The sequence below is a fragment of the Bordetella sp. 2513F2 genome (genome assembly GCF_054642735.1).
Map to the genome: position 1 here is coordinate 2,512,466 of NZ_CM137755.1, position 25,232 is coordinate 2,537,697.

The window sequence follows — 25,232 nt, forward strand, 5'->3', positions numbered from 1 at the left end:
CCGTTACGGGGTGCCGCAGAGCTTGGCGGCGGTCACGTCGCCGGGCAGCTCGCCCTCCGTGAAACCGAAAGGCTCGACCAGCTTGCGGTGCTCCTCGGTCCCGATGAACTTGGCCAGCTCGGCATTGAAGGCGTCGGCCAGTTCCTTGTCCTGCGTACGGAAGGCGAAGGCGCCGTAGCCGCGCACGCTCTTGCCGTCGATCGTGGGATCCGTGAACGGCTGGGCCTTCTCCAGCGCCGGGTTGCTGGTGCGGTTCAGCAGGTCGTTCACGGTGAGCGCCGTGGCCGCATAGGCGTCGGCGCGACCCGCCTCGATCCCCGAGAGTGCGCTCACGGCATCCGGGAACACCACCATCTGTCCGGCAGGCACCTGGAGCTTCTGGGCGTACTCTGCCTCGATGGCCCCGACCACCACACCCAGCTTGGCCTCGGGATTCTTGGCGATGTCTTCGTAGCTGTGCAGATTCTTGGGATTGCCCTTCTGCACCAGGAAGGCCTGCCCCACGCCATAGGTGGGATTGGAGAACGTCACCTGCTGGCAACGCTCGGGCGTGACGTACATGCCGGCGGCGATGATGTCGAAACGCTGGGCCTGCAATCCGGGAATGAGCGAGCCGAACTCGGTCAGCACGCCCTCGACTTCATCCACGCCCATGCGCTTGAGCACCACGCGGGCGATCTCGACGGCCTCGCCGGTGACGCGACCTTCCTTGCTGTCCATGTAGGCGTACGGCGCCTCATTGGCATAGCCGATGCGGATCCGTCCGGCCTGGCGCGCGGCCTCCAGTGTGCTGGCGGCCGGCTTGCCCGTGTCAGCGGCCTGGCCCGTGGCCGGCGTGTCGCCCGAGCCGGAATCGGAGCAGGCGGCCAGCAGGCCCAGCCCGCCGATCAGCAGTGCCTTCTTTGCCGTAGTCAGCATGCGTGCCATGGTCTTTCCCTCCAAAGATTGCCAGTGTGATTAATTCTCTCGAAATGGTGTGCTGCAAAATCATTCTTATACGAAGTATATAGGCACAAAAAAGGCAGGCCGCAGCCTGCCCCTGCCACCGCACCGGAAAGGTGCAGGCTGTGTGCTATTGACCGGCGTAGGAAAAGTGCCCAGCACGCACCATGCCCATGACCCGCGCGCGTTCGTCGAATCCCTGGTGGTTCGCGGGTGAAATATTCAGCACGCCATTGGGCACCACCAGCTCCTGCGTGCTTTCCAGCGCATCGCGCAATGCCGAACGGAAAGCCGGCGTGCCCGGCCGGGCGCCCGTGCGCAGGGCCCGCGCAACGGCGTCGTCCAGCAGCATCCAGGCGCCGTAGGCATCTCCGGCGAACTGGGTGAGCGTGTTCTTGCCATACTGGGCTTCGTACTTGTCGGCGAAGGCGACGGCCACGGACTTGACCGGATTGTCGTCCGGCAGCTCGCGCGCCACCACGCCGGGACCGGTGGGAAACAGCGTGCCCTCCACGTCCTTGCCGCCCACCTGGAGGAATTCCAGCGTGCCGATCCCGTGGGTCTGGTAGATGACCCCTTCGTAGCCGCGCTCCACCAGGGTCTTCTGCGGCAGGGCCGCAGGCGTGCCCGCGCCGGCGATCAGCACGGCCTGCGGCTTGGCCGCCATGGTCTTGAGGACCTGTCCCATCACCGAGGCGTCGGTGCGCTGGAAGCGCTCCTGGGAGACGATCTCGATGTCCTTGCCGGCCGCGGCGGAGAATTCCTGCCACCAGCCGTCCCCGTAGGAATCGGCGAAGCCGATGAAACCTACGCGGCGCAAGCCCTTGCGCTTCATGTCCTCGACCAGGGCGGAAGCCATGAGGGTGTCGTTCTGCGGCATCTTGAAGGCCCAGCGCCGTTTCGGGTCGGAGGCCGGCTCGACGATCACGGCCGACGCCGCCAGCGCCACCATGGGCGTGGCCGTTTCGGCTGCCACGTCCAGCCCCGCCAGCGCGGCCGCGGTAGTATTCGGGCCGACGAGGGCGTCGACCCCGTCCTCGGAAGTGAGCTTGCGCAGATTGCGCACCGCGCGGCTGACGTCGGTGCCGTCGTCCAGCACCACGTAGCGGGCAGGCTTTCCGCCCAGCGTCTGGGGCCACAGGCGGATGGCATTGTTGGTCTGGATGCCGATGGCAGCCGCCGGACCCGTGGTGGAGACGTCCACGCCGATGACGATCTCGTCCCGGCCGGCCGGGTCGGCGGCGCCCTGCGCCTGGACGGAAAAAACGGGGGCGACGGCCACCACGAGGGCGGCCAGGCGGGCGAACGGCAAGGACATGAGGGCTACCTGGGTAAGAGGAAAAACGGAACGAAACCCTATTTTGCCTCATGCGCGGCGCCGGCCGTCCCCGTCTCGTAGACGAGCGCAGCCACGGCCAGGTCCTCCAGCGCGGAGCCCACCGCCTTGAATACGGTGATCTCGTGCGGATCCGAGCGGCCGGCCACCCGCCCGCGGACCAGGTCGTAAAGCGTGCCCCGCAGGCCGTCGCGCGCCAGCACGCCCGCCTCGAAAGCCGCCAGCAGGTCGCCCGCCTTGGTCGGGGCCTCGTCGGTGTCGACATAGACGGAGGTCCCGTCGAAGCAGGCCGGGTCGGTTTCCAGCATGTCGGGCTTGAAGCTGCCCACCAGGTCGAGGTGGGCGCCGGGCTGCAGCCAGGCGCCCCGGACCAGCGGCCGGGTCGACAGCGTGGCGCAGCTCACGATGTCGGCCTGCCGGACGGCGTCTTCGAGGTCGTCCACCGCCTCGGCAGCGCAGCCCTGCTGCGCCAGCGCCCCGGCCAGCGCCCGCGCACCGGCCGGCCGCACGTTCCACACCAGCACCCGGTCGATGGGACGCACGGCGCGCATGGCTTGGGCAAGCAGCGAGGCGATCCGCCCCGAGCCCACGATGAGCAGCACGCGCGCGTCTTCCCGTGCCAGGTACGAAGCGCCCAGCGCCGCGGCGCCGGCGGTGCGATAGGCCGTGACCACATCGCCGTCCACCATGGCCAGCGGCACGCCGGTGCGGGCGCTGTACAGCGTATAGGTGGCATGCAGCCCCGGCAGGCCGAGGCGCGTGTTCTCCGGGAAGATATTGATCACCTTCACGCCGAAATAGCCCTGCGCGTTCCAGGCCGGCATGATCAGCACCGTGCCGGCGCCCTCGCCCGCGCCGATGGTGTGCACATGGCGCAGCGGCACCTCGGCGCCTTCCTGGAATGCCTGCCGCAACGTGGCGATCACGCGGGGAAAGTCCAGCGCGGCACGGGTGCGGGCGGTGTCGAGGATCTGCATGGAAGGCGTACTCCTGAGGCTCGGGGTACGCGCATTATCGCCTTGTGCCGCCTTGGTACGGGCCGACACATGGCCGCAGCGCGCCGCAGACGTATCATGGACGGACACGGCGCACGCCGCAGCGCGGCGCTCCGTACCTTCGTTCCACCCAGCAAGGAGAGGCTATGAAGAAGACTGCATCCGCCGTCTGGCAAGGCGACCTGAAGACCGGCAAGGGCCTGATCTCGACCCAGAGCGGCGCCCTGGCCGACCAACCCTACGGCTTCAATACCCGCTTCGAGGACCAGCCCGGCACCAATCCCGAAGAATTGATAGGCGCGGCCCACGCCGGCTGCTTCTCGATGGCCCTGTCGAACATCCTGGGCCAGGCCGGCATGGTGGCCGACCGGATCGAGACCAAGGCTGAAGTGACGCTGGACAAGAGCGGCGAGGGATTCGCCATCACGGCCGTGCACCTGGACGTGACCGCCACCATACCCGGCGCCGACGCCCAGGCCTTTCAGGAAGCCGCAGAGAAGGCCAAGGCCGGCTGCCCGGTGTCGAAAGTGCTCAACGCGGCCATCACGCTGGAAGCGAGGCTCGCTTCCTGACCCGCGGCGCGCCGCGGACCCCGACGCCGGTATGCATGCTGCCTTGCAACATGCCTATCGGCGCGATCGGCCTTCAGTGCGGGCGGCGGGCCGGCATCACGCAGCGGTGCTGGCGCGCCGCCTCCATGCCGCGGCGCACTTCCGCGACGGCGTCGGCAAAACCGGAAACGTGAAGTTTGAGCTTACGCATCAAGGACTTGGGAACAGGACGCGAGACGGGGGCAACGGCGGCGGACAGGACATCGCTCATGATTTCTCTCCCTGAGAAAAAGCGACCGGTAAGATGAGTCCATCTTAGGCCCACCCATGATGCGCCGCAACAAAAATCGGGAAATACCCTGAGGAGTGTGGCTTTGCCGCACAGCCCTGCGGGCCATCTGCCGGCGATCTGAAGGCTCAGGGCCGGGGCTCAGGGCTGGTCCAGCGCGTCCAGGTCGATGGGCAGCGCCCGGTTGAGCGCCGTGGCCACCTTCGTCCGCAGCGCATTGGAATGGGCCCGCCGCACCTCGCGCTTGACGTCCAGCAGCTGCTGGGGATGCATGGAGAACGACGTGAGCCCCAGCCCCAGCAGCAGCCGCGTCATGCGCGCATCCCCGGCCATCTCGCCGCATACCGCCACGGGCTTGCCGGCCCGTTCGCCGGCATTGATGGTGTTGGCCACCAGGCGCAGCACGGCCGGATGCAGCGGGTCGTAGAGGCCGGCCACGTCGTGGTCGCCCCGGTCGATGGCCAGGGTGTACTGGATCAGGTCGTTGGTGCCGATCGACAGGAAGTCCAGCGCCTGCACGAAGGGCTCGATGGCGATGGCGATGGCGGGCACCTCCACCATGGCGCCTACGTCGATGCGCGGCGCATAGGCCTGGCCGCGGGCGTCGAGATCGGCACGGGCGGACTCGATGGCCGCGTACGCGGCGCGCACCTCGTGCATGTGCGCGATCATGGGCAGCAGCAGGCGCACGGGCCCGTGTGCGGACGCACGCAGGATGGCGCGCAACTGGGTGGCGAACATCTCGGGCCGGGCCAGGCAGTAGCGGATGGCGCGCTGGCCCAGCGCGGGATTGGTGGCCACGGTGGCCTCGCCGTCCAGCGTCTTGTCGGAACCGATGTCGAGCGTGCGGATGGTGACCGGACGCCCCGCCATCGTGCGCACCACGGCCGCATAGGCCTGGTACTGCTCTTCTTCGGACGGCAGCTCGGCACGCCCCATGAAGAGGAATTCGCTGCGGAACAGCCCGATGCCGTCGGCCCCGGACTTCAGCGCCAGCTCGGCTTCGTCGGGCAGCTCGATATTGGCCTGCAGCCCGATCGCGATGCCGTCCAGCGTGACGGCCGGGACGTCGCGCAGCAGCGCGAGCTCGGCGCGTTCGTCGGCGTACTCCTGCTGCAGCGCGCGGTATTCCTGCAGGATGCGCCCCGAAGGATTGACCAGCACCGTGCCGGAGGCGCCGTCGACGATGAGCATGTCGCCGTCGCGCACCAGCTCGCGCACGTTGCCCATGGCCACCACCGCCGGCACGCCCATGCTGCGCGCCACGATGGCGGTATGCGAGGTGGGACCGCCGAGGTCGGTGACGAAGGCGGCGAAACGCGCGCCGCGCAGGCGCAGCATGTCGGCGGGCGAGATGTCGTGGGCCACCACCACCAGGGGGTCGTCGCCGTCGACCTGCGCGCATTCGGGCAGCATCGCGGGCGTGCCGGCCAGCACGTGCAGCACGCGCTCGATCACCTGGCGCACGTCGGCCCCGCGCTCGCGCAGGTATTCGTCTTCCATGGCGTCGAACTGCTGGCTGAGCATCTGGCCCTGCGCCGTGAGGGCCCATTCGGCGTTGTACTGGCGCTCGCGTATGAGCGCCAGGGCCGGCTCGGCCAGCAAGGGGTCGGCCAGCAGCAGGCGGTGCACGTTGAGCATCGCGCCCAGTTCGCGTGGCGCGTCGGCCGGCAGCGTGTCGGCCAGCTGGAGCAGGTCGGACTGGGCCCGGGCCAGCGCATCGGTGAGGCGGCGGCACTCGGCCTCGACATCCTCGGCGGCGATCCGGTAGTGGGCCACCTCGAGGGCTGCCGCCCCCATGACCACGGCCCGGCCTATGGCGTAGCCGCGCGCCACGCCCTTGCCGTGCAGCGCAATGACGACGCTTGCCGATCGATCTGCCGCCTGCCCGGGCGCCGGCAGGCACAGCCTCCCCTCGTCCCCGACGGGGCCGCCGGGCATGCAGGAAGGCAGGTTATTCGTGCTCACCGAATTTGCTGTCGAACAGGGATTGGATCTCGGACAGGGCCTGGTCTGCGTCGGCGCCGCTGGCCTCCAGCCGCACCGTGACGCCCATGCCCGCCGCCAGCATCATCACGCCCATGATGCTCTTGGCATTGACACGCTGCGCGCCGCGCGAGATGTAGATTTCGCTCTTGAACCGGCTGGCCAGCTGGGTGAGCTTGGCCGCTGCGCGCGCATGCAATCCAAGTTTATTGCTGATGACGATGTCTGAGGTAGGCATGAAGCGATAGGGTTCGGACACGGGCCGCGCCGGGCGCACGCTACAAGCGCCGCCAGGCGCACTATGGATACATGATAGGGCAAAACGCCCTACGCTCAGTTGACTTGCAGACAGCCCTGGACCCCGCCCGCCAGCGCCTTCTCGCGCGTCTCGGCCAAGGACAGATTGCGGTAGGTGAGCGCCCGCAGCAGCATGGGCGTGTTCAGCCCAGCCAGCACGCAGCACTGCACGCCCTGGGCCTGCGCGTCGACCACGGCCCGCTTGGCGATGTTGGCAGGCGTGGCGCCGATCAGGTCGGTAAGCACCAGCACCCCCTCGCCGCGGTCGAGCCGGCGTATGTCGGCCAGCACCGACGGCAAGGCCGACTCGGGCTGGGCCTCGGGCTGGATGTCGTGCACGGCCAGCGTACAGGCCACGTCGTCACCCATGACATGGCTGGCCAGCTCGTGCATGGCTTCGCCGAGCGGCGCGTGGACGACAATGACGATCCCGGTCATAGCTGGTGTGTTCAGCCCGCGGCGCGTTCCAGCGCCTTGGCGAACATCTCTCCCACGTTGAAGCCCGTCTGCTCGGTGATCTCGACGAAGCAGGTCGGGCTGGTGACATTGACTTCCGTGACGTAGTCGCCGATCACGTCCAGGCCCACCAGCAGCAGGCCGCGTCCGGCCAGCCGCTGGGCGACCGTGGCGGCGATATGGCGGTCGCGGTCGGACAGGGGCTGGGCCACCCCGCGGCCCCCGGCTGCGAGATTGCCGCGCGTTTCGCCCGCCAGCGGGATGCGGGCCAGGCAGTACGGCACCGGCTCGCCGTCGATCAGCAGGATGCGCTTGTCGCCCTTGACGATCTCGGGAATGTAGCGCTGCGCCATGATGGTACGGGCGCCGTTGTCGGTGAGCGTTTCCAGGATGGCGTTGAGGTTGGGCTCGCTGGCCTGCAGCCGGAAGATCCCCGTGCCGCCCATGCCGTCGAGCGGCTTGACGATGACGTCCTGGTGCCGGGCATGGAAGGCCTTGAGCCTGCCCATGTCGCGGGTGACCAGCGTGGGAGCGGCCAGATCGGCCAGTTCGGTGATGGCGAGCTTCTCGGGATGGTTGCGGATGGCCGCGCCGCTGTTGAAGACCTTGGCCCCCTGGGCCTGGGCATATTCCAGCAGGTGGGTGGAGTACACGTACTCCATGTCGAACGGCGGATCCTTGCGCATCACGACCGCGTCGAAATGCGCCAGCGGGAGATCCTGAGGGGCGCCGGTGTCGCGCCACCAGTCGTGGCCGTGCAGGTCGGCCACGTCCGGCAGTTCGATGCCGGTGGCGCCCGCGAGCACGCGGCCGCCGTCGATGTACAGGTCGCCCTGCATGGCCACGCTGAGCTGGTGGCCCCGCGCCACCAGGGCGCGCATCATCGCAACGGAACTATCCTTGTACGCCTTGAGCTGCGGCAAGGGGTCGATAACGAACAAGACATGCATCTGGGCACCCGTTGATACGCCGCGCCATGCGAAGCGGGCGCGGGATGACATCGTAGCCGAATTTGCCGGGAAAGGCTGGCAGCGGACCGGTAGGCCGGAATGCGACAAGGCCCGTTCCCCGTTCGGGGGACCGGGCCTTTCGGCTTCCTTGAGCCCTGCGCGGGATCAGCTGGCGGAGTCGGACTTGCCGCCGCTGCTCTTCTTGCGGGGGGCCAGCACCATCACCATCTGACGGCCCTCGAGCTTGGGCATCGCCTCGACCTGAGCCAGTTCGGTGAGGTCGTCGCGGACTCGCTCGAGCACCCGCATACCCAGTTCCTGGTGAGCCATTTCGCGTCCGCGGAAGCGCAGCGTGACCTTGGCCTTGTCGCCTTCTTCCAGGAAGCGGCGCAGATTGCGCAGCTTGACCTGGTAGTCGCCTTCGTCGGTGGCCGGCCGGAACTTGACTTCCTTGACCTGGATCACCTTCTGCTTGGCGCGGGCCTCGGCCTGGCGCTTCTGCTCCTGGTACTTGAACTTGCCGTAGTCCATCAGGCGGCAGACGGGCGGATCGGCATTGGGCGCGATTTCCACCAGGTCCACGTCGCTTTGCTCGGACAGGCGGAATGCATCGGCCAGTTTGACGATGCCCAGCTGTTCTCCGTCCAGGCCTATGAGGCGCACCTCGGGGACGCGGATTTCACCGTTGATGCGTATGCTTTTTTCAGTTGCGATGTTGACGACTCCTAGAAAGTTTAAGCAGCGCTGCCTTGGGGCTGTGTGGCGGCGCGCCGTTGGGCGACGTCGGCGGCAAGCCGCTCGACGAATGTGTCGAGCGGGATGGCGCCGAGGTCCAACCCTGCGAGACCGCGCACTGCAACCGTCCCGTTTTGCGCTTCCTTGTCGCCCACGACGAGGATGTACGGGATTTTTTGCAGGCTGTGTTCTCGGATTTTACGAGTGATTTTTTCACCACGCAAATCAGCCTGGACCCTAAAGCCTTGTTTTTTCAGGGTTTGTGTAATTTGTGCCGCATAATCGGCCGAATGCTCGGAAATACAGCACACCACGGCCTGCACCGGGGCCAGCCACGGGGGCATGGCGCCAGCGTGGTTTTCGATCAGCATGCCGATGAAACGCTCGAGCGAACCCAGGATGGCCCGGTGCAGCATCACCGGCGTGCGGCGCTGGTCGTTGGGGTCCACGTATTCGGCCCCCAGGCGCGCCGGCATGGAGAAGTCCACCTGGATCGTGCCGCACTGCCAGTGGCGGCCGATGGCGTCCTTGAGCGTGTATTCGATCTTGGGACCATAGAACGCCCCCTCCCCCGGCGATATCTCGAACTCGCAGCCGGTGCGGCGCAGGCTTTCCATGAGCGCATGTTCGGCCTTGTCCCAGGTCTCGTCGCTGCCGATGCGCTTCTCGGGACGGGTGGCGACCTTGTAGAGCACCTCGTCGAAGCCGAAGTCGCGGTAGACCTTCTGCAGCAGCGCCGTGAAGTTGGCGCACTCTTCCTGCATCTGGTCTTCGGTGCAGAAGATGTGGCCGTCGTCCTGCGTGAAGCCGCGCACGCGCATCATGCCGTGCAGCGAGCCGGACGGCTCGTTGCGGTGGCACTGGCCGAACTCGCCATAGCGCAGCGGCAGCTCGCGGTAGGAATGCAGGCCGGCGTTGAAGATCTGCACGTGGCCCGGGCAGTTCATGGGCTTGAGGCCGTAGACGCGGTTCTCGGACTCCGTCGTGAACATGTTCTCGCGGTAGTTGTCCCAGTGGCCGGTTTTTTTCCAGAGGGAGAGGTCGAGGATCTGCGGCGCCTTGACTTCCTGGTAGCCGTTGTCGCGGTACACCTGGCGCATGTACTGCTCGACCTGCTGCCAGAGGGTCCAGCCCTTGGGGTGCCAGAAGATCAGGCCGGGCGCCTCGTCCTGGAAATGGAACAGGTCGAGCTCGCGGCCGATCTTGCGGTGGTCGCGCCGCTCGGCTTCCTCGAGCATGTGCAGGTAGTCCTGCTGCTCTTCCTTGGTGGCCCAGGCCGTGCCGTAGATGCGCTGCAGCATCTCGTTGTTGCTGTCGCCGCGCCAGTAGGCGCCGGCCACCTTCATCAGCTTGAAGACCTTGAGCTTGCCGGTGGACGGCACGTGCGGGCCGCGGCACAGGTCGATGAACTCGCCCTCGCGGTACAGGCTGATGGTTTCGTTGGCGGGAATCGACGCGATGATCTCGGCCTTGTAGTGCTCGCCGATGCTCTTGAAGAATTCCACGGCATCGTCGCGCTTCCATTCCTCGCGCACCACCGGCTCGTCCTTGCGGGCGAGCTCGGCCATCTTCTTCTCGATGGCTTCCAGGTCTTCGGGGGTGAACGGACGCTTGTACGAAAAATCGTAGTAGAAGCCGTTGTCGATCACGGGGCCGATGGTGACCTGGGCGTCGGGAAACAGCGACTTCACCGCATAGGCCAGCAGGTGCGCCGTGGAATGGCGGATCATGTCCAGCCCGTCGGCATCCTTGGGAGTGACGATGGCCAGCTGGGCATCGGTTTCGATGCGATAGCTGGTGTCGACCAGGCGCGGCTCGGCGCCCGGCAGGGTGACCCGGCCGCCCAGCGCGGCCTTGGCCAGCCCGGCGCCTATGGATTGCGCCACCTCGGCCACCGTGACAGGGCCGGGATACTGGCGCTGCGAACCATCGGGCAGAGTGATTTGTACCATCGAAGAATTTCCTGGGGGAAGAAACGACGAACGCGGCCATCAGCCGCGTTTGTAGAGGAATACCGGGTGGGGTTGCCGGGGCTTGCCGTGGATGGCCGGCTCGGAACCCGACGCTGGATTGCTAACGCGACAGACAGCGCTGGGATCCGGTCGTAGTTCGGGCGGCAGACGGCATGTTGGGCGATGAAGGCGCCCGCTGCGGGGCGCCGGGCATGGAAAGATCGCCTGAGTGTACCAGATTGTACGAACTGCCGAGGATGCGGGAACGTCCGTCTGTCAACCAGTCTGATTTTTTGCTTCCGGGCTCCCTTCTTTTTGAAATTTAATGCAACATTAGGTTACTTTAGCCCTCTGCCGCCAGGGCTCCCGTCCGGCATTCCTTCAGGCAATCCCGATGGCCACGCCCCTTCTGCCCTCCCTTACCCCCGCCCTCGAACCCCTCGAGGCCGGGCTCGTCGCGCAACGCCGCTACCTGCTGCTGTCCCGCCCCCAGCACTGCGTGCGCATCGCCATCCTCGACGACCATCCCGTCACCACGCTCGGCCTGGCCTCGTACCTGGGCGGCAATTCCGATCTGGAAGTGCGGCATGCCGAGGTGTCCGGGCCCCGCCTGCTCGACAAGCTGCGCGAGTCGCCCTGCGACGCCGCCATCGTCGACTTCTACCTGCCCGAGCAGCCCTGGGACGGCATGGACTACATCCGCCGGTTGCGGCGCCAGCACCCCGAAATGGCCATCGTCACCTTCTCGGCCGACAAGACGCCCGACACGCGCTACGCCGCCTTCCGGGCGGGTGCCAACGGCTACCTGTCCAAGAGCTGTCCGGTCGACATGATCCCCGACATGCTGCGCGCCACGGTGGCCGACCGCCGCAATTTCTACATCGGGGATGCCGCCGGGATCCGGCCGGCCCGCCCGCAGCCGCCCGCCTCGCTGCTGACGACCTCCGAAACCGAGATACTGCGCCACATCGCCCAGGGCTTCTCGGTAACCCAGATTTCCCAGCGCCTGCTGCGCAGCAAGAAAACCGTGAGTTCGCACAAGCGACGGGCCATGCGCAAGCTGGGCCTGGCCGACGACCTTGGCCTGGCGCTGTACCTGAAGGAAAACTTCGCGCCTCACGCCGGGCGCTGAGTTCAGCCGTCCGCCAGGCTGCGCAGCCGCTTTATCTGGCCGCGCCGCACCTTGCTCTCCACGCGCCGCCGCTGCGAGGCCAGCGTGGGCCGCGTGGCGCGGCGCACGCGCACCGGCCGGGCCGCGGCCCGCACCAGTTCCAGCAGGCGCTCGACCGCCTGCGCGCGATTCTGCTCCTGGCTGCGCGACGACTGCGACTTGATCACGATCACGCCCTCCTTGGTGATCCGCCGGTCGTCCATGGCAAGCAGCGCCGCCTTCACGGGTTCGGGCAGCGACGAAGCAGGCACGTCGAAGCGCAGGTGCACCGCGCTGGACACCTTGTTGACGTTCTGGCCGCCTGCGCCCTGGGCGCGCATCATCGAGAACGCGATCTCGCGTTCGTCCAGGTAAAGGGATCCGGTCACGTGCAGCATCGATCCAGTCTACCGCGGCGGCGGGGGTAGCGGCTCGCACTAAAATAGCGGATTCGTCACACGCGCCTTTCCCCTTTCCCATGACCTACGCCGCCAAGGAAATCTTCAAGACCCTGCAGGGCGAAGGTGCACACGCCGGCCGCGCCGCCGTGTTCTGCCGCTTCGCCGGCTGCAATCTCTGGAGCGGCCGCGAGGCTGACCGGGCCAGCGCGGCCTGTACTTTCTGCGACACCGACTTCGTGGGCACCGACGGCGAAGGCGGCGGCAAGTTCGCCAGCGCCGCGGCGCTCGCCGACGCCATCGCGGCCGCCTGGGGCGGCGCCCCGGCCCGGCGCTACGTGGTCTTCACCGGCGGCGAGCCCCTGCTGCAGCTGGACGCGCCCCTGATCGAAGCCATGCACGCGCGCGGCTTCACCATCGCCATCGAAACCAACGGCACGCTGCCCGTGCCGCCGGGCGTGGACTGGATCTGCGTCAGCCCCAAGGGAACGGCGCCCGTCGTGGTGGAGCGCGGCAACGAGCTGAAGCTGGTCTATCCCCAGACCGACGCCCTGCCGGAAACCTACGCCGGCCTGGCCTTCGATCACTTCTTCCTGCAGCCCATGGACGGACCGGCGCGCCAGCGCAACACCGAGCAGGCCGTGCGGTACTGCATGCAGCATCCCCAATGGCGCCTGAGCCTCCAGACGCACAAATACATAGGCATTCCATGACGTCCCCCCACACCGGAGACCAACCGTGATCTCCGTGACCCGCAGGCTGGAATTCGACGCCGGCCACCGCATCCCCGACCACCGCAGCCAGTGCCGCAATCTGCATGGGCACCGCTACGTGCTGGAGGTCACCCTGTCCGGCGACGTTGCCGAGACCCCGGGCGAATCGGGCAACGGCATGGTGATGGATTTCGCCGACATCAAGCGCATCGCCAGCGAACACGTGGTCGATCCCTGGGACCATGCCTTCCTCGTGCATGCGGGCGACACCGCCGTGCGCGCCTTCCTCGAATCCCTGCCCGGGCACAAGACCGTGGTGCTCGACCAGGTGCCCACGGCAGAAAACCTGGCCCGCATCGCCTTCGACATCCTCGCGCCGAAGTACCAGGGCTGCTATGGCGGGCAATTGGCGCTCACCCGCGTGCGGCTGTACGAAACGCCGAACTGCTGGGCCGACTGCACCGGCTGAACCGATGCCGGGCGCGGCCCTCCCCGGTTTCGGGGCGCTCCGGAACCTTTTTCCACGGATTGAATTGTGTTTTCCATTTAGATTGGAAGCTAATAGATAGCTTACAATCTAGTTCATGAAAACCCCGTCCGACCTCCGCCTGATGGCCACCACGGCCAACCTCATGGTGCTTGCGCGCGCCTATCGCGGCGCGGCCGACAAGGCGCTGGCCGACTACGGCCTGTCGCAGGCCCTGGCCTGGCCGGTGATCATGGTCGCCCGGCTGGGCGACGGCGTGCGCCAGGGCGTGCTGGCGGAGTCGCTGGGCGTGGAAGGCCCATCGCTCGTGCGCATCCTCGACCAGCTGGTCGGCTCCGGCCTGGTCGAACGCCATGAGGATCCCGGCGATCGCCGCGCCCGCACCATCCACCTCACGCGGGCCGGCCGGGCGCTGAGCACGCGGGTGGAGGCGGTGCTGGCAGACCTGCGGCGCGAATTGTTCGCCGGCATCTCCGACGAAGACCTGGCCGTGTGCCAGCGCGTCTTCGAAACCTTGAAGACCGCGCTGGGCCGCGAGTCGGCCATGTCGGGCGCCAGCATGGCCAACAAGGGGCAGCAGCCATGAAACTGCCGGACGCCGAAGAGATACTGTTCTCCCTCAAGTGTTACGCCAGCGCCATGCTGGCGTTATACCTTTCGTACAGCATCGGCCTGCCGCGGCCGTTCTGGGCCGTGATCACGGCCTACGTGGTGTCGCAGCCGTGGTCCGGCGCCGTGCGCTCCAAGGCCCTGTACCGCCTGGGCGGCACTTTCTTCGGCACCGCCATGGTGGTGTACACCGTGCCGAAGCTGGCGAACTATCCGGTGCTGATGACCCTGGCCATGGCGCTGTGGGTGGGCGTGTGCCTGTACATCTCCGTGCTGGATCGCACCCCGCGCTCGTATCTCTTCATGCTGGCGGGCTATACCGCCGGGCTCATCGGTTTTCCCAGCGTGAGCACGCCCGACACCGTGTTCGACACGGGCCTGGCGCGCCTGGAGGAAATCAGCCTGGCCATCGTGTGCGCCACGCTGGTCCACAGCCTGGTGCTGCCGCGCGGCATCGCGCCGGCGGTGATCGGACGGCTGGACGCCACGCTGCGCGATGCGCGCACCTGGGTGCAGGCCGTGCTGCGAGGCGGCGACGATGGCCAGCAGGCCAAGGACCGCCGCACGCTGGCCAACGACATCACGCAGCTGCGCCTCATGTCCACGCACGTCCCGTTCGACACGGGCAACATCCGCTGGACCGCCAGCGCGCTGCGCGCCATGCAGGACCACATCGCCGCGCTCACCCCGTCGGTATCGGCCGTGGAGGACCGCCTGCGCGCGCTGCGCGAGGCGGACTGCACCCTGCCGCCGGACGTCGCCGCCCTGCTGCAGGACGTGTGCCGCTGGCTCGACGACGGCCGCAATGCGTCGCGCGAGCGCGCCGCGCAGCTGCGCGCCGAGATCGAGCGTCTCACGCCGCCGCTGGATGCGGCCACGAGCTGGCACGACACGCTGCTCATCAGCCTGCTGGCGCGCCTGCGCGAACTGGTCGACACCTTCGCGCGCTGCGTGGTGCTGCGCGGCGACATCCATGCCGGGCTGGAAGGCGCCAGGGCGGACACCCCCGACACGCGACTCCAGCCCCGCGGCCCGGCGCTGCACAGCGACCCTGCCCTGGCGCTGTGGTCGGCCCTGGCCGCCGCCCTGGCCATCGCGGTGTGCTGCGCGTTCTGGATCGGCACTGCCTGGACCAATGGCGCCACCGCCGCCATGATGGCCACGGTGTTCAGCTGCTTCTTCGCCTCGCAGGACAACCCCGTGCCGGGCATCATGCAGTTCCTGCGGTACACCGTGCTGTCGATTCCGCTGTCGGCGCTGTACCTGCTGGGCATCCTGCCGGCCGTGCATTCCTTCGAGACCCTGGCGCTGGCGATTTTCCCTGTCGCCTTCGTGCTGGGCATACTGATCGCCCGCCCCGCCTGGACCCTGCGCGGCATGGCGCTGATGTTCGGAATATTGGGCGCGCTGTCGCTGCACGACACCAACACCGCCGACCTGGTGTCGTTCATCGACAGCACGCTGGGGCAGATCCTGGGCGTGGCGACGGCCGCCGTCATCGCCGCGGTGTTCCGCACCGCCAGCGCCGACTGGAGCGCGCGCCGCATCCAGGCGGCCAACTGGCGCGAAGTGGCCACGCTGGCCACCACCAGCCGCGCACCCGAGCGGCGCGCCTATGCATCGCGCATGCTGGACCGCATCGGCCTGCTGCAGTCGCGCCTGTCGATCACCCGGCGCCGCGACGACCTGCTGGCGGCCGACGCCCTGCAAGACCTGCGCGTGGGCAAGGACGTCGCCGAACTGCAATCGGCCCGCCGCCAATTACCGGTGGCCGATGCCGCCATCCAGGCGGTGCTGCGCGGCGTGGCCGACGACTTCCGCGCGCGCCCGTCGGGCCGGCCCGGCGAGCGCCCGCCCGAACTGCTGCAGCGGATCGACCGGGCCCTGGCCACCGTTGCCGCCGCCACCGGCGGACCCGCCCGCAACCGGGCCGCCGTGGCCCTGGTGGGCATCCGGCGGGCGCTGTACCCGCAGGCCGCGGCCCCTTGCAAAACGTTTTCCGAAGAGCGCGCGACATGATCGGCGAATTCAGTTTCTACGGTATCTACTTTCCCTGGCTGCTGGTCGAGGGGCTGTGCGCGCTGGCACTCGGCTGGTGCGTGCGCCGCGTGCTGGCCCGTGCCGGCTTCTATCGCCTGGTGTGGCACCCGCCGCTGTTCGATGTGGCGCTGTTCGTGGTGCTGCTGTTCGGCGTGTCCCAGGTTTCACCTTTTATTTTGCAGAGATAGCAGCATGAAGTTGCCTACATTCCTTCGTCCCGCCGCGCTGGGCCGCGTCGCCGTCACGGCCCTGGCCGTGGTTGCAGCCGTATGTGCCGGCTGGCAGCTCTGGACGCATTACGAAGTCGAACCCTGGACGCGCGACGGCCGCGTCAAGGCCTATGTGGTGCAGGTGGCGCCCGATGTGTCGGGGCTGGTCACGGCCGTGCCGGTGCACGACAACCAGGACGTGAAGGCCGGCGAGGTGCTCTTCGAGATCGACCGGGCCCGCTTCCAGCTGGCCTTCGACCAGGCCCGGGCCGCGGTGCAGGCGCGCCAGGTGGCGGTGGACCAGGCGCAGCGCGACGTCAGGCGCAACCGCGGACTGGGCAGGCTGGTGGCGGCCGAAGTGCTGGAACAGAGCCTCGCCACGCTGCGCCAGGACGAGGCCGCGCTCGCCGAGGCGCGCGCCCAGCTGGAGGTCGCGCGCCTGAACCTGGAGCGCAGCCGGGTGGTGGCCTCCACCGACGGCCGCATCACCAACCTGGACCTGCGCGTGGGCTCCTACGCCACCGCGGGGCATGCCGTGATGGCGCTGGTGGACGCGCATTCGTTCTACGTGGAAGGCTATTTCGAGGAAACCAAGCTGCCGCGCATCCATGAGGGCGATCGCGCCAGCGTGACGCTGATGGGCGACACGCGCCGCATCGAAGGCCACGTGGAGAGCATCGCCATGGGCATCGCTGACCGCGACCGCAGTGTCGGCAGCAACCTGCTGCCCAACGTCAATCCCACCTTCAACTGGGTGCGCCTGGCGCAGCGCATTCCCGTGCGCATCCACATCGACCGCGTGCCCGACGGCGTGCGGCTGGTGGCCGGCCAGACCGCAACCGTGGCCGTGGGCGAGGCCGCCGGCGACGCCAGCTCGGCACGGCTCTGAGACGACACGGGGCCATCATGAAACGCATACTGATTCCCGCGCTGCTGAGCCTGGCGCTGCCCGCGTGCACCACCGTCGGACCCGACTACCAGGTTCCCGCAGATGCGGCGGCAAACCGGCCGGCGGCCAGCGCGCCGTTCCAGCAGGCCGGCCCGGGCACGCCGTTCCGGGCCGCCGAGCCGCCGGGAGCCTGGTGGCGGCTGTATGAAGATCCGCAACTGGACCGGCTGGTGCGCCAGGCGCTGGATGCCAACACCGACCTGCGCGAGGCCGCCGCCAATCTCGAAAGGGTCCAGGCTGCTGCGGCCGAAGCGCGCGGCGCGCAGCAGCCTGCCATCGGCGTCAATGCCTCGCCCGCCTACGGCCACAGCTCCGGCGTGCAGGTACTGCAGCCCGACACCCGGCCGATGAACCGCTGGTCCTACAGCTCGGGGCTGAGTTTCTCGTACCAGCTCGACCTGGTCGGCCAGATCCGGCGCGCCATCGAAGCTGCCGACGCCGATACCGAGTCGGCCCAGGCCGCGTACGACGCGGCGCGCGTCACCGTGGCTGCCGAAACCGCGCGGGCCTATGCGGACCTGTGCGCGGCCGGCATGCAGCTGGCTTCGGCCAGGCACTCGGTGGCCGTGCAGCGCGAATCGGTTGCGGCCGTGGAGCGCCTGCTGCAGGCCGGCCGCGGCACGGCGCTGGACGTTTCGCGGGCGCGCAGCCAGCTTGCGCAACTGGAGGCCGATGTGCCTCCCTTCGAAGCGCGCCAGCGCACCGCGCTGTACCAGCTGGCGGCGCTCACCGGCCGCACGCCGCAGGAGATGCCGCAGACGCTGCTGTCCTGCGCGCGGCCGCCGAGCCTGGCGCAGACGATACCGGTGGGCGATGGCGCCGCGCTGCTGCGCCGGCGCCCCGACATACGGCAGGCGGAACGCGCCCTGGCCGCCGACACCGCGCGCATCGGCGTGGCCACGGCCGACCTCTACCCCAGGATCAGCCTGGGCCTGTCGGGCAGCTCCGGCGGCCCCGCCTCGATTGCCGGGGAACGGGGCACCTACGGCTGGAGCATCGGCCCGCTGATTTCCTGGACGGTGCCCAACACCGGCGCGGTCCAGGCCCGCATCGCCCAGGCGCGCGCCGCCACCAGGCAGGCCCTGGCCCGGTTCGATGCCACGGTGCTGAATGCGCTGCGCGAAACCGAGAGCGCGCTGGTGAGCTATGCGCGCCAGCTGGACCGCAACCAGGCGCTGGTCGAAGCGCGCCAGCAGAGCGCACTGGCCGCCGAACAGGCCCGCCTGATGTTCCGCGCCGGCAAGACCGACTACCTGACGGTGCTCGACGCCGAGCGCACGCTGGCCTCCAGCGAAAGCGCGCTGGCGGCGTCGCAGGCAGCCCTGGCGGAAGACCAGATCGCCGTGTTCCTAGCGCTGGGCGGAGGCTGGCAGGAACCGGCGGCGGCAGCCCGATAGCCGCGCAGGCTCAATGCAGCATCGTGCCGGCAGGCGGCGCCGGGTCCATCGTCATCGCGGCGGCCCAGCTGCGCAGCGGCACGCAGGTCTGCAGGCGCTGGATGGCGCGCTGCACCAGCGCCGGATGCAGTTCGTGGCCCACGCGCGAGGCCACATCGATGGTGGAATCGCCGTGCAGCTCGGCCAGCCGGGCCTGCGCGGCCTGGGCGTGGCTGACCGGCATGACCGCATCGTCGGCGCCGTGCAGCAGATGTATGGTGGTATACGGCGGCGCGGCCGTGGGCAGCTGCGCATAGCGGCCCGCGAAGGCCAGCACGCGGCCGGCCAGCCTGCCGTAGGCCTGCACGGCCTCCAGCGCCATGATGGCGCCCTGCGAGAAGCCCACCAGCGCCGTGTCGGCGGCCTTCAGCCGCAGGCTGTGCTGGGCCGACTGCACGTATTCGGCCAGCGCGGGCAGTGCCTGCGCCACGCGCTGCGGCCGGTTGGCCTCGGTGATGTCGTGCACCGGGAACCACTGGCGCCCGCCTGCGTCGTGGGGCTCGAAGCCCTCGGGGATGCGCACCACGGCTCCCGGGAATGCCACCCGCAGGGCCAGCGCCAGCGACTCCAGCCCGTCGGGCGTGCCGCCCACGCCGTGCAGCAGGACGAACAGCTGCCGTACTTCCGTGCCGGGGTTGGGCCAGAATTCGATGGAGTGGGAATCGGACATGGCACGGGGCTCCGGGAATGATGGGACGAGCGGCCGGCCGGCCGCCCCGCCATTCATTCTAGCCCCGGCGGGTCCGGGCCCGCCGAGCCGGATGGCGCCGGGCCTCAGCGCGATGGCAGCCGGGCTGCCCCAGGCGGCAGGCCATTGCAGGACATGATTTACTGTATATTTATACAGTAATCGAGATCATCCCCCATGCTGTCTCCAGAACTCATCCACCCCGCGTTGTGGCGGGCAGCGCAGCTGGCGCAAGGCGCGGCGCGCTGCATTGCCACGGGATATCCCGCGCTGTCGGCGCAGCTGCCTCATGGCGGCTGGCCGCTGGGCACGCTCATCGAGCTGCTGCACCCGCATGCCGGCATGGGCGAACTGAGCCTGCTGCGTCCTGCCCTGTGCCAGCTCGAGCGCGGGCGCACCGTGGCCCTGGTGCAGCCGCCCCACGTGCCCCACATCGCCAGCTGGAGCAGCTGGCGCCTGGATCCCCGGCAACTGCTGTGGATCGATCCACCGCGCCCCAACGATGCGCTCTGGGCGGCCGAACAGATCCTGCGCAGCGGCGCCTGTGCCGCCCTGCTCTGCTGGCTGCCGCGCGCCCGTACCGAATCGCTGCGCCGCCTGCACCTGGCAGCCCAGCGCGGCGACACGCTGTTCTTCGCCCTGCGTCCGGCCTCGGCCGCGCGCCAGGCTTCTCCGGCCCCCTTGCGGCTGGCGCTGGCCAGCACGCCGCAAGGCCTGTCCATCCACATCCTCAAGCGCCAGGGGCCGAAATCCGAGGATCCGGTCACCCTGGCGCTCGAACCCGGCACGCCTCTCCCTCTCCATGCGCCTCTGGATCGCCGCCTACCTGTGCAGCCTGCCGCTGGACGCCATACGCCCGCGCTGGTCGGATGACGACCCCGGCTACGCCGTCTGCGACGCCGAGCACGCCATCGCCCTGACGCCGGCGGCCCGGCAGGCGGGGGCGCGCATCGGCATGCGGCGCGCCGGCATGCTGGCCATCGCCCCCCGGCTCACCGTCCTGGCGCGCCAGCCCGCTGCCGAAGCCGAACTGCGCCAGGGCGCCGCGCTGGCGCTGCTGCAATACACGCCCCAGGTTGCCGTGTTCGACGACACCAGCCTGCTGCTCGACGTGGGCGCCAGCCTGCAGCTGTTCGGCGGCCCCCGGGCCCTGGGCCGCAAGGTGGCGGGCACGCTGGCCGCCCTGGGCCTGCATGCGCAGGTCGGCATGGCCCCCACCGCCCGGGGCGCCTGGCTGCTGGCCCGCCAGCCTGCTGCGCAGGCGCCGCGGCGCGTGCTGCAGCACGCCACGCTGGCCCGCCGGCTGGATGCCCTGCCGCTGGCCCTGCTGCCCGAAGCCCAGGCCCGCCAGGACTGGCTGCAGGACCTCGGCTGCCGCACGCTGGGCGACCTGCGCCGCCTGCCCCGCACGGGCCTGCAGCGGCGCGCCGGGCGCGAGCTGCTGCAGGCGCTCGACCAGGCCCATGGCAATACGCCGGAGCTGCATGCCTGGCTGGTGCCTCCGGCCCGCTTTGCGCATCGCATCGAGCTGCCCGACTACATCGAGCAGGCCGATGCCCTGTGCACCGCCGTCCGGCGGCGCCTGCTGGAGCCCTTGTGCGGCTGGCTGGCGGCCAACCAGCGCGCAGTGCGGCAGCTCACGCTGGTCATCGAGCACGAACGCGGCCGTCATGCCCGGCCCCCCACCCCGATGCCGCTGGCCCTGTCGCAGCCCGCATGGCAGCACGAACAACTGGCCGGCCTGCTGCGCGAAAGACTGGGCCGGCTGGAACTGCAGGCGCCGGCCATCGCGCTGGCCCTGCATGCGCCCGCCACGGTGGAGCGCCCGGCCGCCAGCACCAGCCTGTTCCCCGATCCCGGCGGCTGCCCCGAGGAGCAATCCCGCCTCGTCGACCTGCTGGTGGCGCGGCTGGGCCGCGAGCGCGTGCGCCGTCCCGCCCCCCGCGCCGACCACCGCCCCGAGGTGGCCAACGTCTGGCAGGACGCCCTGGCGCCGGGCGCGGCGCCTCCCGACCTGCCGGACGGCCTGGAACGTCCCTGCTGGCTGCTGGACCCGCCCGTGCCGCTGGCCGTGCGCCAGCATCGGCCGGTATACCGCGAACGCTCCCTGCGCATGGTGCGCGGGCCCGAGCGCATCGAAAGCGGCTGGTGGGACAGCGCGCGGATCAGCCAGCGCGACTACTTCGTGGCCCAGGACGCCGAGGGCGTGCGCTACTGGATCTACCTCGAGCGCGACAAGACGGCAACGCGCTGGTTCCTGCACGGACTCTATGGCTGACATCGCGCGCTGCATGGCGCGCCTCCGGAGCACTGCATGACCCCCACTCCCGACCTGCTGCCGGCGTATGCCGAACTGCTGTGCCAGTCGAACTTCTCGTTCCTGCAGGGGGCCTCGTCTCCCGAAGACCTGGTCAAACAGGCGGCGGAACTGGGCTACTCGGCCCTGGCCATCACGGACGAATGCACGCTGGCGGGCGTGGTGCGCGCGCACGTGCAGGCCAAGGCGCTGACATTGCCGTTGATCATCGGCAGCCGCATGACGCTGCGCGCCAGCCCCGACGATCCCGGCCTGGACGTGGTCCTGCTGGCGCAGACGCGCGAAGGCTACGGCAACCTCTGCGAGCTGATCACGCTGGGGCGCACCCGCGCGCGCAAGGGCACGTACCGCCTTGCGCCCGCCGACCTGGACGACCCCGAGCCCGACTGGGCGCACCTGCGCAGCCTGCCCGAATGCCTGGCCATACTGATCCCGCGCCATGGCCAGCCGGTCGACAGCATCGCCGCGCAGGCGCACTGGCTGGCGCGCACCTTTTCCGGGCGCGCCTGGATCGGCCTGTGCCTGCAGCACCGCGCCCGCGACGACCTGCATCGCGCCGCGGTGGAGCAGGCGGCGCGCGCCAGCGGCCTGCCCGTCACCGCGGTGGGCGGCGTGCAGATGCACCGGCGTTCGCGCAAGTCCCTGCACGACACGCTGGCCGCCATACGCAGCGGCCGCAGCGTAGCCCAGTGCGGCTACGACCTGGCGCCCAACGCCGAACAGCATCTGCGCTCGCGCGTGCGCCTGGCCGGCCCGTATCCGCCCGAGGCGCTGGCCGAAAGCGTGAAGATCGCCCGGCGCTGCACTTTCTCGCTGGACGAGCTCAAGTACGAGTACCCCGACGAGATCGTGCCCCAGGGCCATACGCCCCGGTCGTACCTGCGGCAGCAAACCCTGGCCGGCGCCGCGACGTTCTTTCCCGGCGGCATCCCGGGGACGGTCGCCAGCGAACTGGAGCGGGAACTGGGCCTGATCGCGGAACTGAAGTACGAAGCCTATTTCCTCACGGTCTACGACATCGTGAAGCACGCGCGCAGCCTGGGCATCCTGTGCCAGGGGCGCGGCTCGGCGGCCAACTCGGTCGTGTGCTATTGCCTGGGGATCACCGCCGTGCCTCCCGCCGAGGGCCGCAACCTGTTCGAACGCTTCATCAGCCGCGCGCGCAACGAGCCGCCCGACATCGACGTGGATTTCGAGCACCAGCGCCGCGAGGAAGTGATCCAGTACATCTACCGCAAGTACGGCCACGACCGCGCCGCGCTGACCGCGGTGGTGATCTCCTACCGGCCGCGCAGCGTGCTGCGCGACACGGGCAAGGCCCTGGGCGTGGATCCCGCCCTCATCGATGCAGTGGCGCGCGCCCACCAATGGTGGGACGGCCGCAAGAACCTGCTGCGCACCCTGGGCGAATGCGGCCTGGATCCCGACTCGCCGGTGGCCCGCAACTGGGCCGAGCTGGCGCAGGCGCTGGCGGGTTTTCCGCGGCATCTGTCGCAGCATCCGGGCGGCTTCGTGATCTCGCGCGGCAAGCTCTCGCGCCTGGTGCCCATCGAGAACGCAGCCATGGACGGCCGCAGCGTGGTGCAATGGGACAAGGACGACATCGACGCTCTGGGCCTGCTGAAAGTGGACGTCCTGGCCCTGGGCATGCTGTCGGTATTGCGGCGGGCGCTGGAGTTCGCGGGCCGGCGCCGCGGCCGCCCAATGACGCTGCACGACATCCCGCAGGACGACCAGCCCACCTACGACATGATCTGCGAGGCCGACACCATCGGCGTGTTCCAGATCGAGTCGCGCGCGCAGATGAGCATGCTGCCGCGGCTGCGGCCGCGCGAATTCTACGACCTGGTCGTGCAGGTGGCCATCGTGCGGCCCGGCCCCATCCAGGGAGGCATGGTGCATCCCTACCTGCGGCGGCGCCAGGGCCTCGAGGCCGTCACCTATCCCGGCCCGGAGGTCAAGGCCGTGCTCGAGCGCACCGAGGGCGTGCCCATCTTCCAGGAACAGGTCATGCAGATCGCCGTGAAGGCAGCCGGCTTCTCGCCCGACGAAGCCGACGCGCTGCGCCGCTCCATGGCCTCGTGGCGGCGCAAGGGCGGCGTGCACCAGTTCCGCGACAAGCTCATCAACGGGCTGCTGAAACGCCGCTACGCGCGGGATTTCGCCGAGGCCCTGTTCTGCCAGATCGAAGGCTTCGGCGAATACGGCTTTCCCGAAAGCCATGCCGCCAGCTTCGCCCAGCTGGCCTATTCCAGCGCCTGGCTCAAGCGCCACGAGCCGGAAGCCTTCCTGGCCGCGCTGCTGAATTCGCAACCCATGGGCTTCTATGCCCCCGCGCAGCTGGTGCAGGATGCCCGGCGCCACCACGTGGTGGTGCTGCCTGCCGACGTGGGCGCCAGCGGCTGGGAGGCCTCGCTGGAAGCCATCCCCGGCGCCGCGCGGCCCGCCGTGCGCCTGGGCCTGAACCAGGTGCAGGGGCTTTCCGACGAGGCCGCGCAACGCATCGAGCAGGCGCGCCTGGCAAGGCCGTTCACCGACACGCGCGACCTCGCCCTGCGGGCGAACCTCACGCGCCACGACCTCGACCGGCTGGCCGCAGGCGATGCCCTGCGCAGCCTGGCCGGACATCGCCGCCACGCCAGCTGGGAAGCGGCGGGCGGCGTGCCCGAACGCGGACTGCTGCGCGACGCAGGCGTGCACGACACCGAGGCGCCGCGCCTGCCCGCCCCCGCCGAAGCGCACGACATCGCCGCCGACTACCGCAGCCTGGGCCTCACCCTGCGCCGCCATCCGCTGGCCCTGCTGCGCGACCAGCTGGCCGCGCGCCGCTTCCAGCCCGCCAGCACGCTCAGGCACTACCCCGACCGCCGGCCCGCACGCGCCTGCGGCATCGTCACGGTGCGCCAGCGTCCGCAGACCGCGAAGGGCGTGATCTTCGTCACCATCGAGGACGAGACCGGGCAGGTGAACGTGGTGGTGCGCACCGAACTCATGGATCGCCAGCGCCGCGAACTGCTGGGCGCCACCCTGCTGGGCGTGTATGGCACCTGGCAGAGCCGCGACGGCGTGCATCACCTGATCGCGCAGCGCCTGGTGGACCTCACGCCGCTGCTGGGCGAACTCCCGGCGCGCAGCCGGAATTTCCACTAGGGCGCGTCGACGCAGGAAGATGCCCCGCCTGCCCGCCGCTCAGCTGCGCAGGCTGCAGCGCATCAGGACTTCGTCGTAATGCCGGCCGTCCACTTCGAGCGCGCGAGGCTCCATGCCATAAGGCACGAAGCCGGCGGCGCGATACAGCCGCTGCGCCGCGGCGTTGTGCGCCCCCACAGTGAGCAGCACGCACTCCAGCCCCCGCCCGCGCGCATGCTCCAGGACGTGCGCCACCAGGGCCGCCGCCACCTTGCGGCCACGCGCCCGCGGCGGCACATATACGCCCCACAGCACGCCCTTGTGGCTTTGCTTGCGCGCCTGCGGCACCATCAGGCCGGCCACGCCAGCCCAGTCGTCGCCCCCGATGGACGCCGCAAAGACCGCGCCCTGCGCCAGACGCTCGGCGTAGTGTCCGGGCGGCAGCGCGGCCTCTTCATCCCACGAGGAGCCAAAGGCATCGGGGTGGGCCCGCAGCCCTTCCAGCCTCAATGTGCGATAGGCCTGGGCTTCTTCAGGCACGAGCCGCCGGATCTGCAGGCCGGCCGGCGCAAGCAAGGGGTGCGTGTCGAGTGGCATGCCCATCAGCGTAGCAGAACT

At 69.4% G+C, this 25,232-nt stretch carries 25 protein-coding genes; 12 read left to right on the forward strand and 13 right to left on the reverse strand.

The annotated features are described in order from the left end of the window. Window positions 1-3: 3 nt before the first annotated feature. From ehuB to lhpI, 3 genes are all read right to left on the reverse strand, one after another. Entirely contained in the window at window positions 4-927 is a 924-nt protein-coding gene (gene ehuB, locus ACYBYQ_RS11915; protein ID WP_459614406.1) for an ectoine/hydroxyectoine ABC transporter substrate-binding protein EhuB, read from the reverse strand. Window positions 928-1,072: 145 nt separating this feature from the next. Next, window positions 1,073-2,260 (reverse strand): ABC transporter substrate-binding protein, encoded by a 1,188-nt coding sequence (locus ACYBYQ_RS11920; RefSeq protein WP_459614407.1) that lies wholly within the window; start codon window positions 2,258-2,260, stop codon window positions 1,073-1,075. Between the two features lie 38 nt (window positions 2,261-2,298). After that, the gene (lhpI, locus tag ACYBYQ_RS11925; protein WP_459614408.1) at window positions 2,299-3,255 is read right to left on the reverse strand and encodes a bifunctional Delta(1)-pyrroline-2-carboxylate/Delta(1)-piperideine-2-carboxylate reductase; all 957 of its coding nucleotides are present in this window, start codon (window positions 3,253-3,255) and stop codon (window positions 2,299-2,301) included. A 164-nt stretch (window positions 3,256-3,419) separates the two neighbouring features. Between lhpI and ACYBYQ_RS11930 the strand changes: the two genes are divergently transcribed. Continuing rightward, window positions 3,420-3,845 (forward strand): OsmC family protein, encoded by a 426-nt coding sequence (locus tag ACYBYQ_RS11930; RefSeq protein WP_459614409.1) that lies wholly within the window; start codon window positions 3,420-3,422, stop codon window positions 3,843-3,845. Between the two features lie 73 nt (window positions 3,846-3,918). On the opposite strand, the gene ACYBYQ_RS11935 is transcribed toward ACYBYQ_RS11930, so the two are convergent. From ACYBYQ_RS11935 to thrS, 7 genes are all read right to left on the reverse strand, one after another. Further along, window positions 3,919-4,095: a hypothetical protein gene (locus ACYBYQ_RS11935; RefSeq protein WP_459614410.1), complete on the reverse strand. Its 177-nt coding sequence runs from the start codon at window positions 4,093-4,095 to the stop codon at window positions 3,919-3,921. A 159-nt stretch (window positions 4,096-4,254) separates the two neighbouring features. Beyond that, entirely contained in the window at window positions 4,255-5,949 is a 1,695-nt protein-coding gene (gene ptsP, locus ACYBYQ_RS11940) for a phosphoenolpyruvate--protein phosphotransferase (protein WP_459618766.1), read from the reverse strand. Window positions 5,950-6,067: 118 nt separating this feature from the next. Beyond that, on the reverse strand, window positions 6,068-6,337 hold the full coding sequence (locus ACYBYQ_RS11945; RefSeq protein ID WP_459614411.1) for an HPr family phosphocarrier protein: 270 nt from the start codon (window positions 6,335-6,337) through the stop codon (window positions 6,068-6,070). 95 nt (window positions 6,338-6,432) lie between these two features. Then, window positions 6,433-6,834, reverse strand: a complete 402-nt coding sequence (locus ACYBYQ_RS11950; RefSeq protein WP_459614412.1) for a PTS sugar transporter subunit IIA — start codon at window positions 6,832-6,834, stop codon at window positions 6,433-6,435. Between the two features lie 11 nt (window positions 6,835-6,845). Continuing rightward, window positions 6,846-7,802, reverse strand: a complete 957-nt coding sequence (gene gshB, locus ACYBYQ_RS11955) for a glutathione synthase (RefSeq protein WP_459614413.1) — start codon at window positions 7,800-7,802, stop codon at window positions 6,846-6,848. A 165-nt stretch (window positions 7,803-7,967) separates the two neighbouring features. Further along, window positions 7,968-8,516, reverse strand: a complete 549-nt coding sequence (gene infC, locus ACYBYQ_RS11960; protein ID WP_459618767.1) for a translation initiation factor IF-3 — start codon at window positions 8,514-8,516, stop codon at window positions 7,968-7,970. A 20-nt stretch (window positions 8,517-8,536) separates the two neighbouring features. Beyond that, window positions 8,537-10,489: a threonine--tRNA ligase gene (thrS, locus tag ACYBYQ_RS11965; RefSeq protein ID WP_459614414.1), complete on the reverse strand. Its 1,953-nt coding sequence runs from the start codon at window positions 10,487-10,489 to the stop codon at window positions 8,537-8,539. Window positions 10,490-10,883: 394 nt separating this feature from the next. Here thrS and ACYBYQ_RS11970 point away from each other — a divergent pair, with 394 nt between their 5' ends. Next, a complete protein-coding gene (locus ACYBYQ_RS11970; RefSeq protein ID WP_459614415.1) occupies window positions 10,884-11,621 on the forward strand; it encodes a response regulator transcription factor in 738 nt (245 codons plus the stop codon). 2 nt (window positions 11,622-11,623) lie between these two features. Here ACYBYQ_RS11970 and arfB read toward each other — a convergent pair whose 3' ends face one another. Next, on the reverse strand, window positions 11,624-12,037 hold the full coding sequence (gene arfB / locus ACYBYQ_RS11975; RefSeq protein ID WP_459614416.1) for an alternative ribosome rescue aminoacyl-tRNA hydrolase ArfB: 414 nt from the start codon (window positions 12,035-12,037) through the stop codon (window positions 11,624-11,626). 80 nt (window positions 12,038-12,117) lie between these two features. Here arfB and queE point away from each other — a divergent pair, with 80 nt between their 5' ends. The 7 genes from queE (at window position 12,118) to ACYBYQ_RS12010 (ending at window position 18,441) form a co-directional block, all read left to right on the forward strand. Then, window positions 12,118-12,750 (forward strand): 7-carboxy-7-deazaguanine synthase, encoded by a 633-nt coding sequence (queE, locus tag ACYBYQ_RS11980; RefSeq protein ID WP_459614417.1) that lies wholly within the window; start codon window positions 12,118-12,120, stop codon window positions 12,748-12,750. Between the two features lie 25 nt (window positions 12,751-12,775). Continuing rightward, entirely contained in the window at window positions 12,776-13,219 is a 444-nt protein-coding gene (queD, locus tag ACYBYQ_RS11985) for a 6-carboxytetrahydropterin synthase QueD (protein WP_459614418.1), read from the forward strand. Window positions 13,220-13,334: 115 nt separating this feature from the next. Further along, a complete protein-coding gene (locus ACYBYQ_RS11990) occupies window positions 13,335-13,823 on the forward strand; it encodes a MarR family winged helix-turn-helix transcriptional regulator (RefSeq protein ID WP_459614419.1) in 489 nt (162 codons plus the stop codon). Further along, window positions 13,820-15,865: an FUSC family protein gene (locus ACYBYQ_RS11995; protein WP_459614420.1), complete on the forward strand. Its 2,046-nt coding sequence runs from the start codon at window positions 13,820-13,822 to the stop codon at window positions 15,863-15,865. The genes ACYBYQ_RS11990 and ACYBYQ_RS11995 overlap by 4 nt, the downstream gene beginning before the upstream one ends. Further along, window positions 15,862-16,074 carry a DUF1656 domain-containing protein gene (locus tag ACYBYQ_RS12000; protein WP_459614421.1) on the forward strand — a complete coding sequence of 71 codons (213 nt, stop codon included), beginning with the start codon at window positions 15,862-15,864 and terminating at the stop codon, window positions 16,072-16,074. Before ACYBYQ_RS11995 ends, ACYBYQ_RS12000 begins: the two co-directional genes overlap by 4 nt. 4 nt (window positions 16,075-16,078) lie before the next feature. Further along, window positions 16,079-16,984, forward strand: a complete 906-nt coding sequence (locus ACYBYQ_RS12005) for an efflux RND transporter periplasmic adaptor subunit (protein ID WP_459614422.1) — start codon at window positions 16,079-16,081, stop codon at window positions 16,982-16,984. A gap of 17 nt (window positions 16,985-17,001) precedes the next feature. After that, a complete protein-coding gene (locus ACYBYQ_RS12010; protein WP_459614423.1) occupies window positions 17,002-18,441 on the forward strand; it encodes an efflux transporter outer membrane subunit in 1,440 nt (479 codons plus the stop codon). Between the two features lie 10 nt (window positions 18,442-18,451). Here the strand turns inward: ACYBYQ_RS12010 and ypfH are convergent, their stop codons facing one another. Next, a complete protein-coding gene (gene ypfH / locus ACYBYQ_RS12015; protein WP_459614424.1) occupies window positions 18,452-19,150 on the reverse strand; it encodes an esterase in 699 nt (232 codons plus the stop codon). Between the two features lie 195 nt (window positions 19,151-19,345). Here ypfH and imuA point away from each other — a divergent pair, with 195 nt between their 5' ends. The 3 genes from imuA to ACYBYQ_RS12030 are packed head-to-tail and all read left to right on the forward strand — an operon-like array spanning window position 19,346 to window position 24,635. After that, the gene (imuA, locus tag ACYBYQ_RS12020; protein WP_459614425.1) at window positions 19,346-20,041 is read left to right on the forward strand and encodes a translesion DNA synthesis-associated protein ImuA; all 696 of its coding nucleotides are present in this window, start codon (window positions 19,346-19,348) and stop codon (window positions 20,039-20,041) included. Beyond that, complete coding sequence (locus ACYBYQ_RS12025) at window positions 19,971-21,446, forward strand: Y-family DNA polymerase (RefSeq protein ID WP_459614426.1); 1,476 nt, start codon at window positions 19,971-19,973, stop codon at window positions 21,444-21,446. Before imuA ends, ACYBYQ_RS12025 begins: the two co-directional genes overlap by 71 nt. Before the next feature lie 36 nt (window positions 21,447-21,482). After that, window positions 21,483-24,635: an error-prone DNA polymerase gene (locus ACYBYQ_RS12030; protein ID WP_459614427.1), complete on the forward strand. Its 3,153-nt coding sequence runs from the start codon at window positions 21,483-21,485 to the stop codon at window positions 24,633-24,635. A 39-nt stretch (window positions 24,636-24,674) separates the two neighbouring features. On the opposite strand, the gene ACYBYQ_RS12035 is transcribed toward ACYBYQ_RS12030, so the two are convergent. After that, entirely contained in the window at window positions 24,675-25,211 is a 537-nt protein-coding gene (locus ACYBYQ_RS12035; protein WP_459614428.1) for a GNAT family N-acetyltransferase, read from the reverse strand. Window positions 25,212-25,232 lie beyond the last annotated feature (21 nt).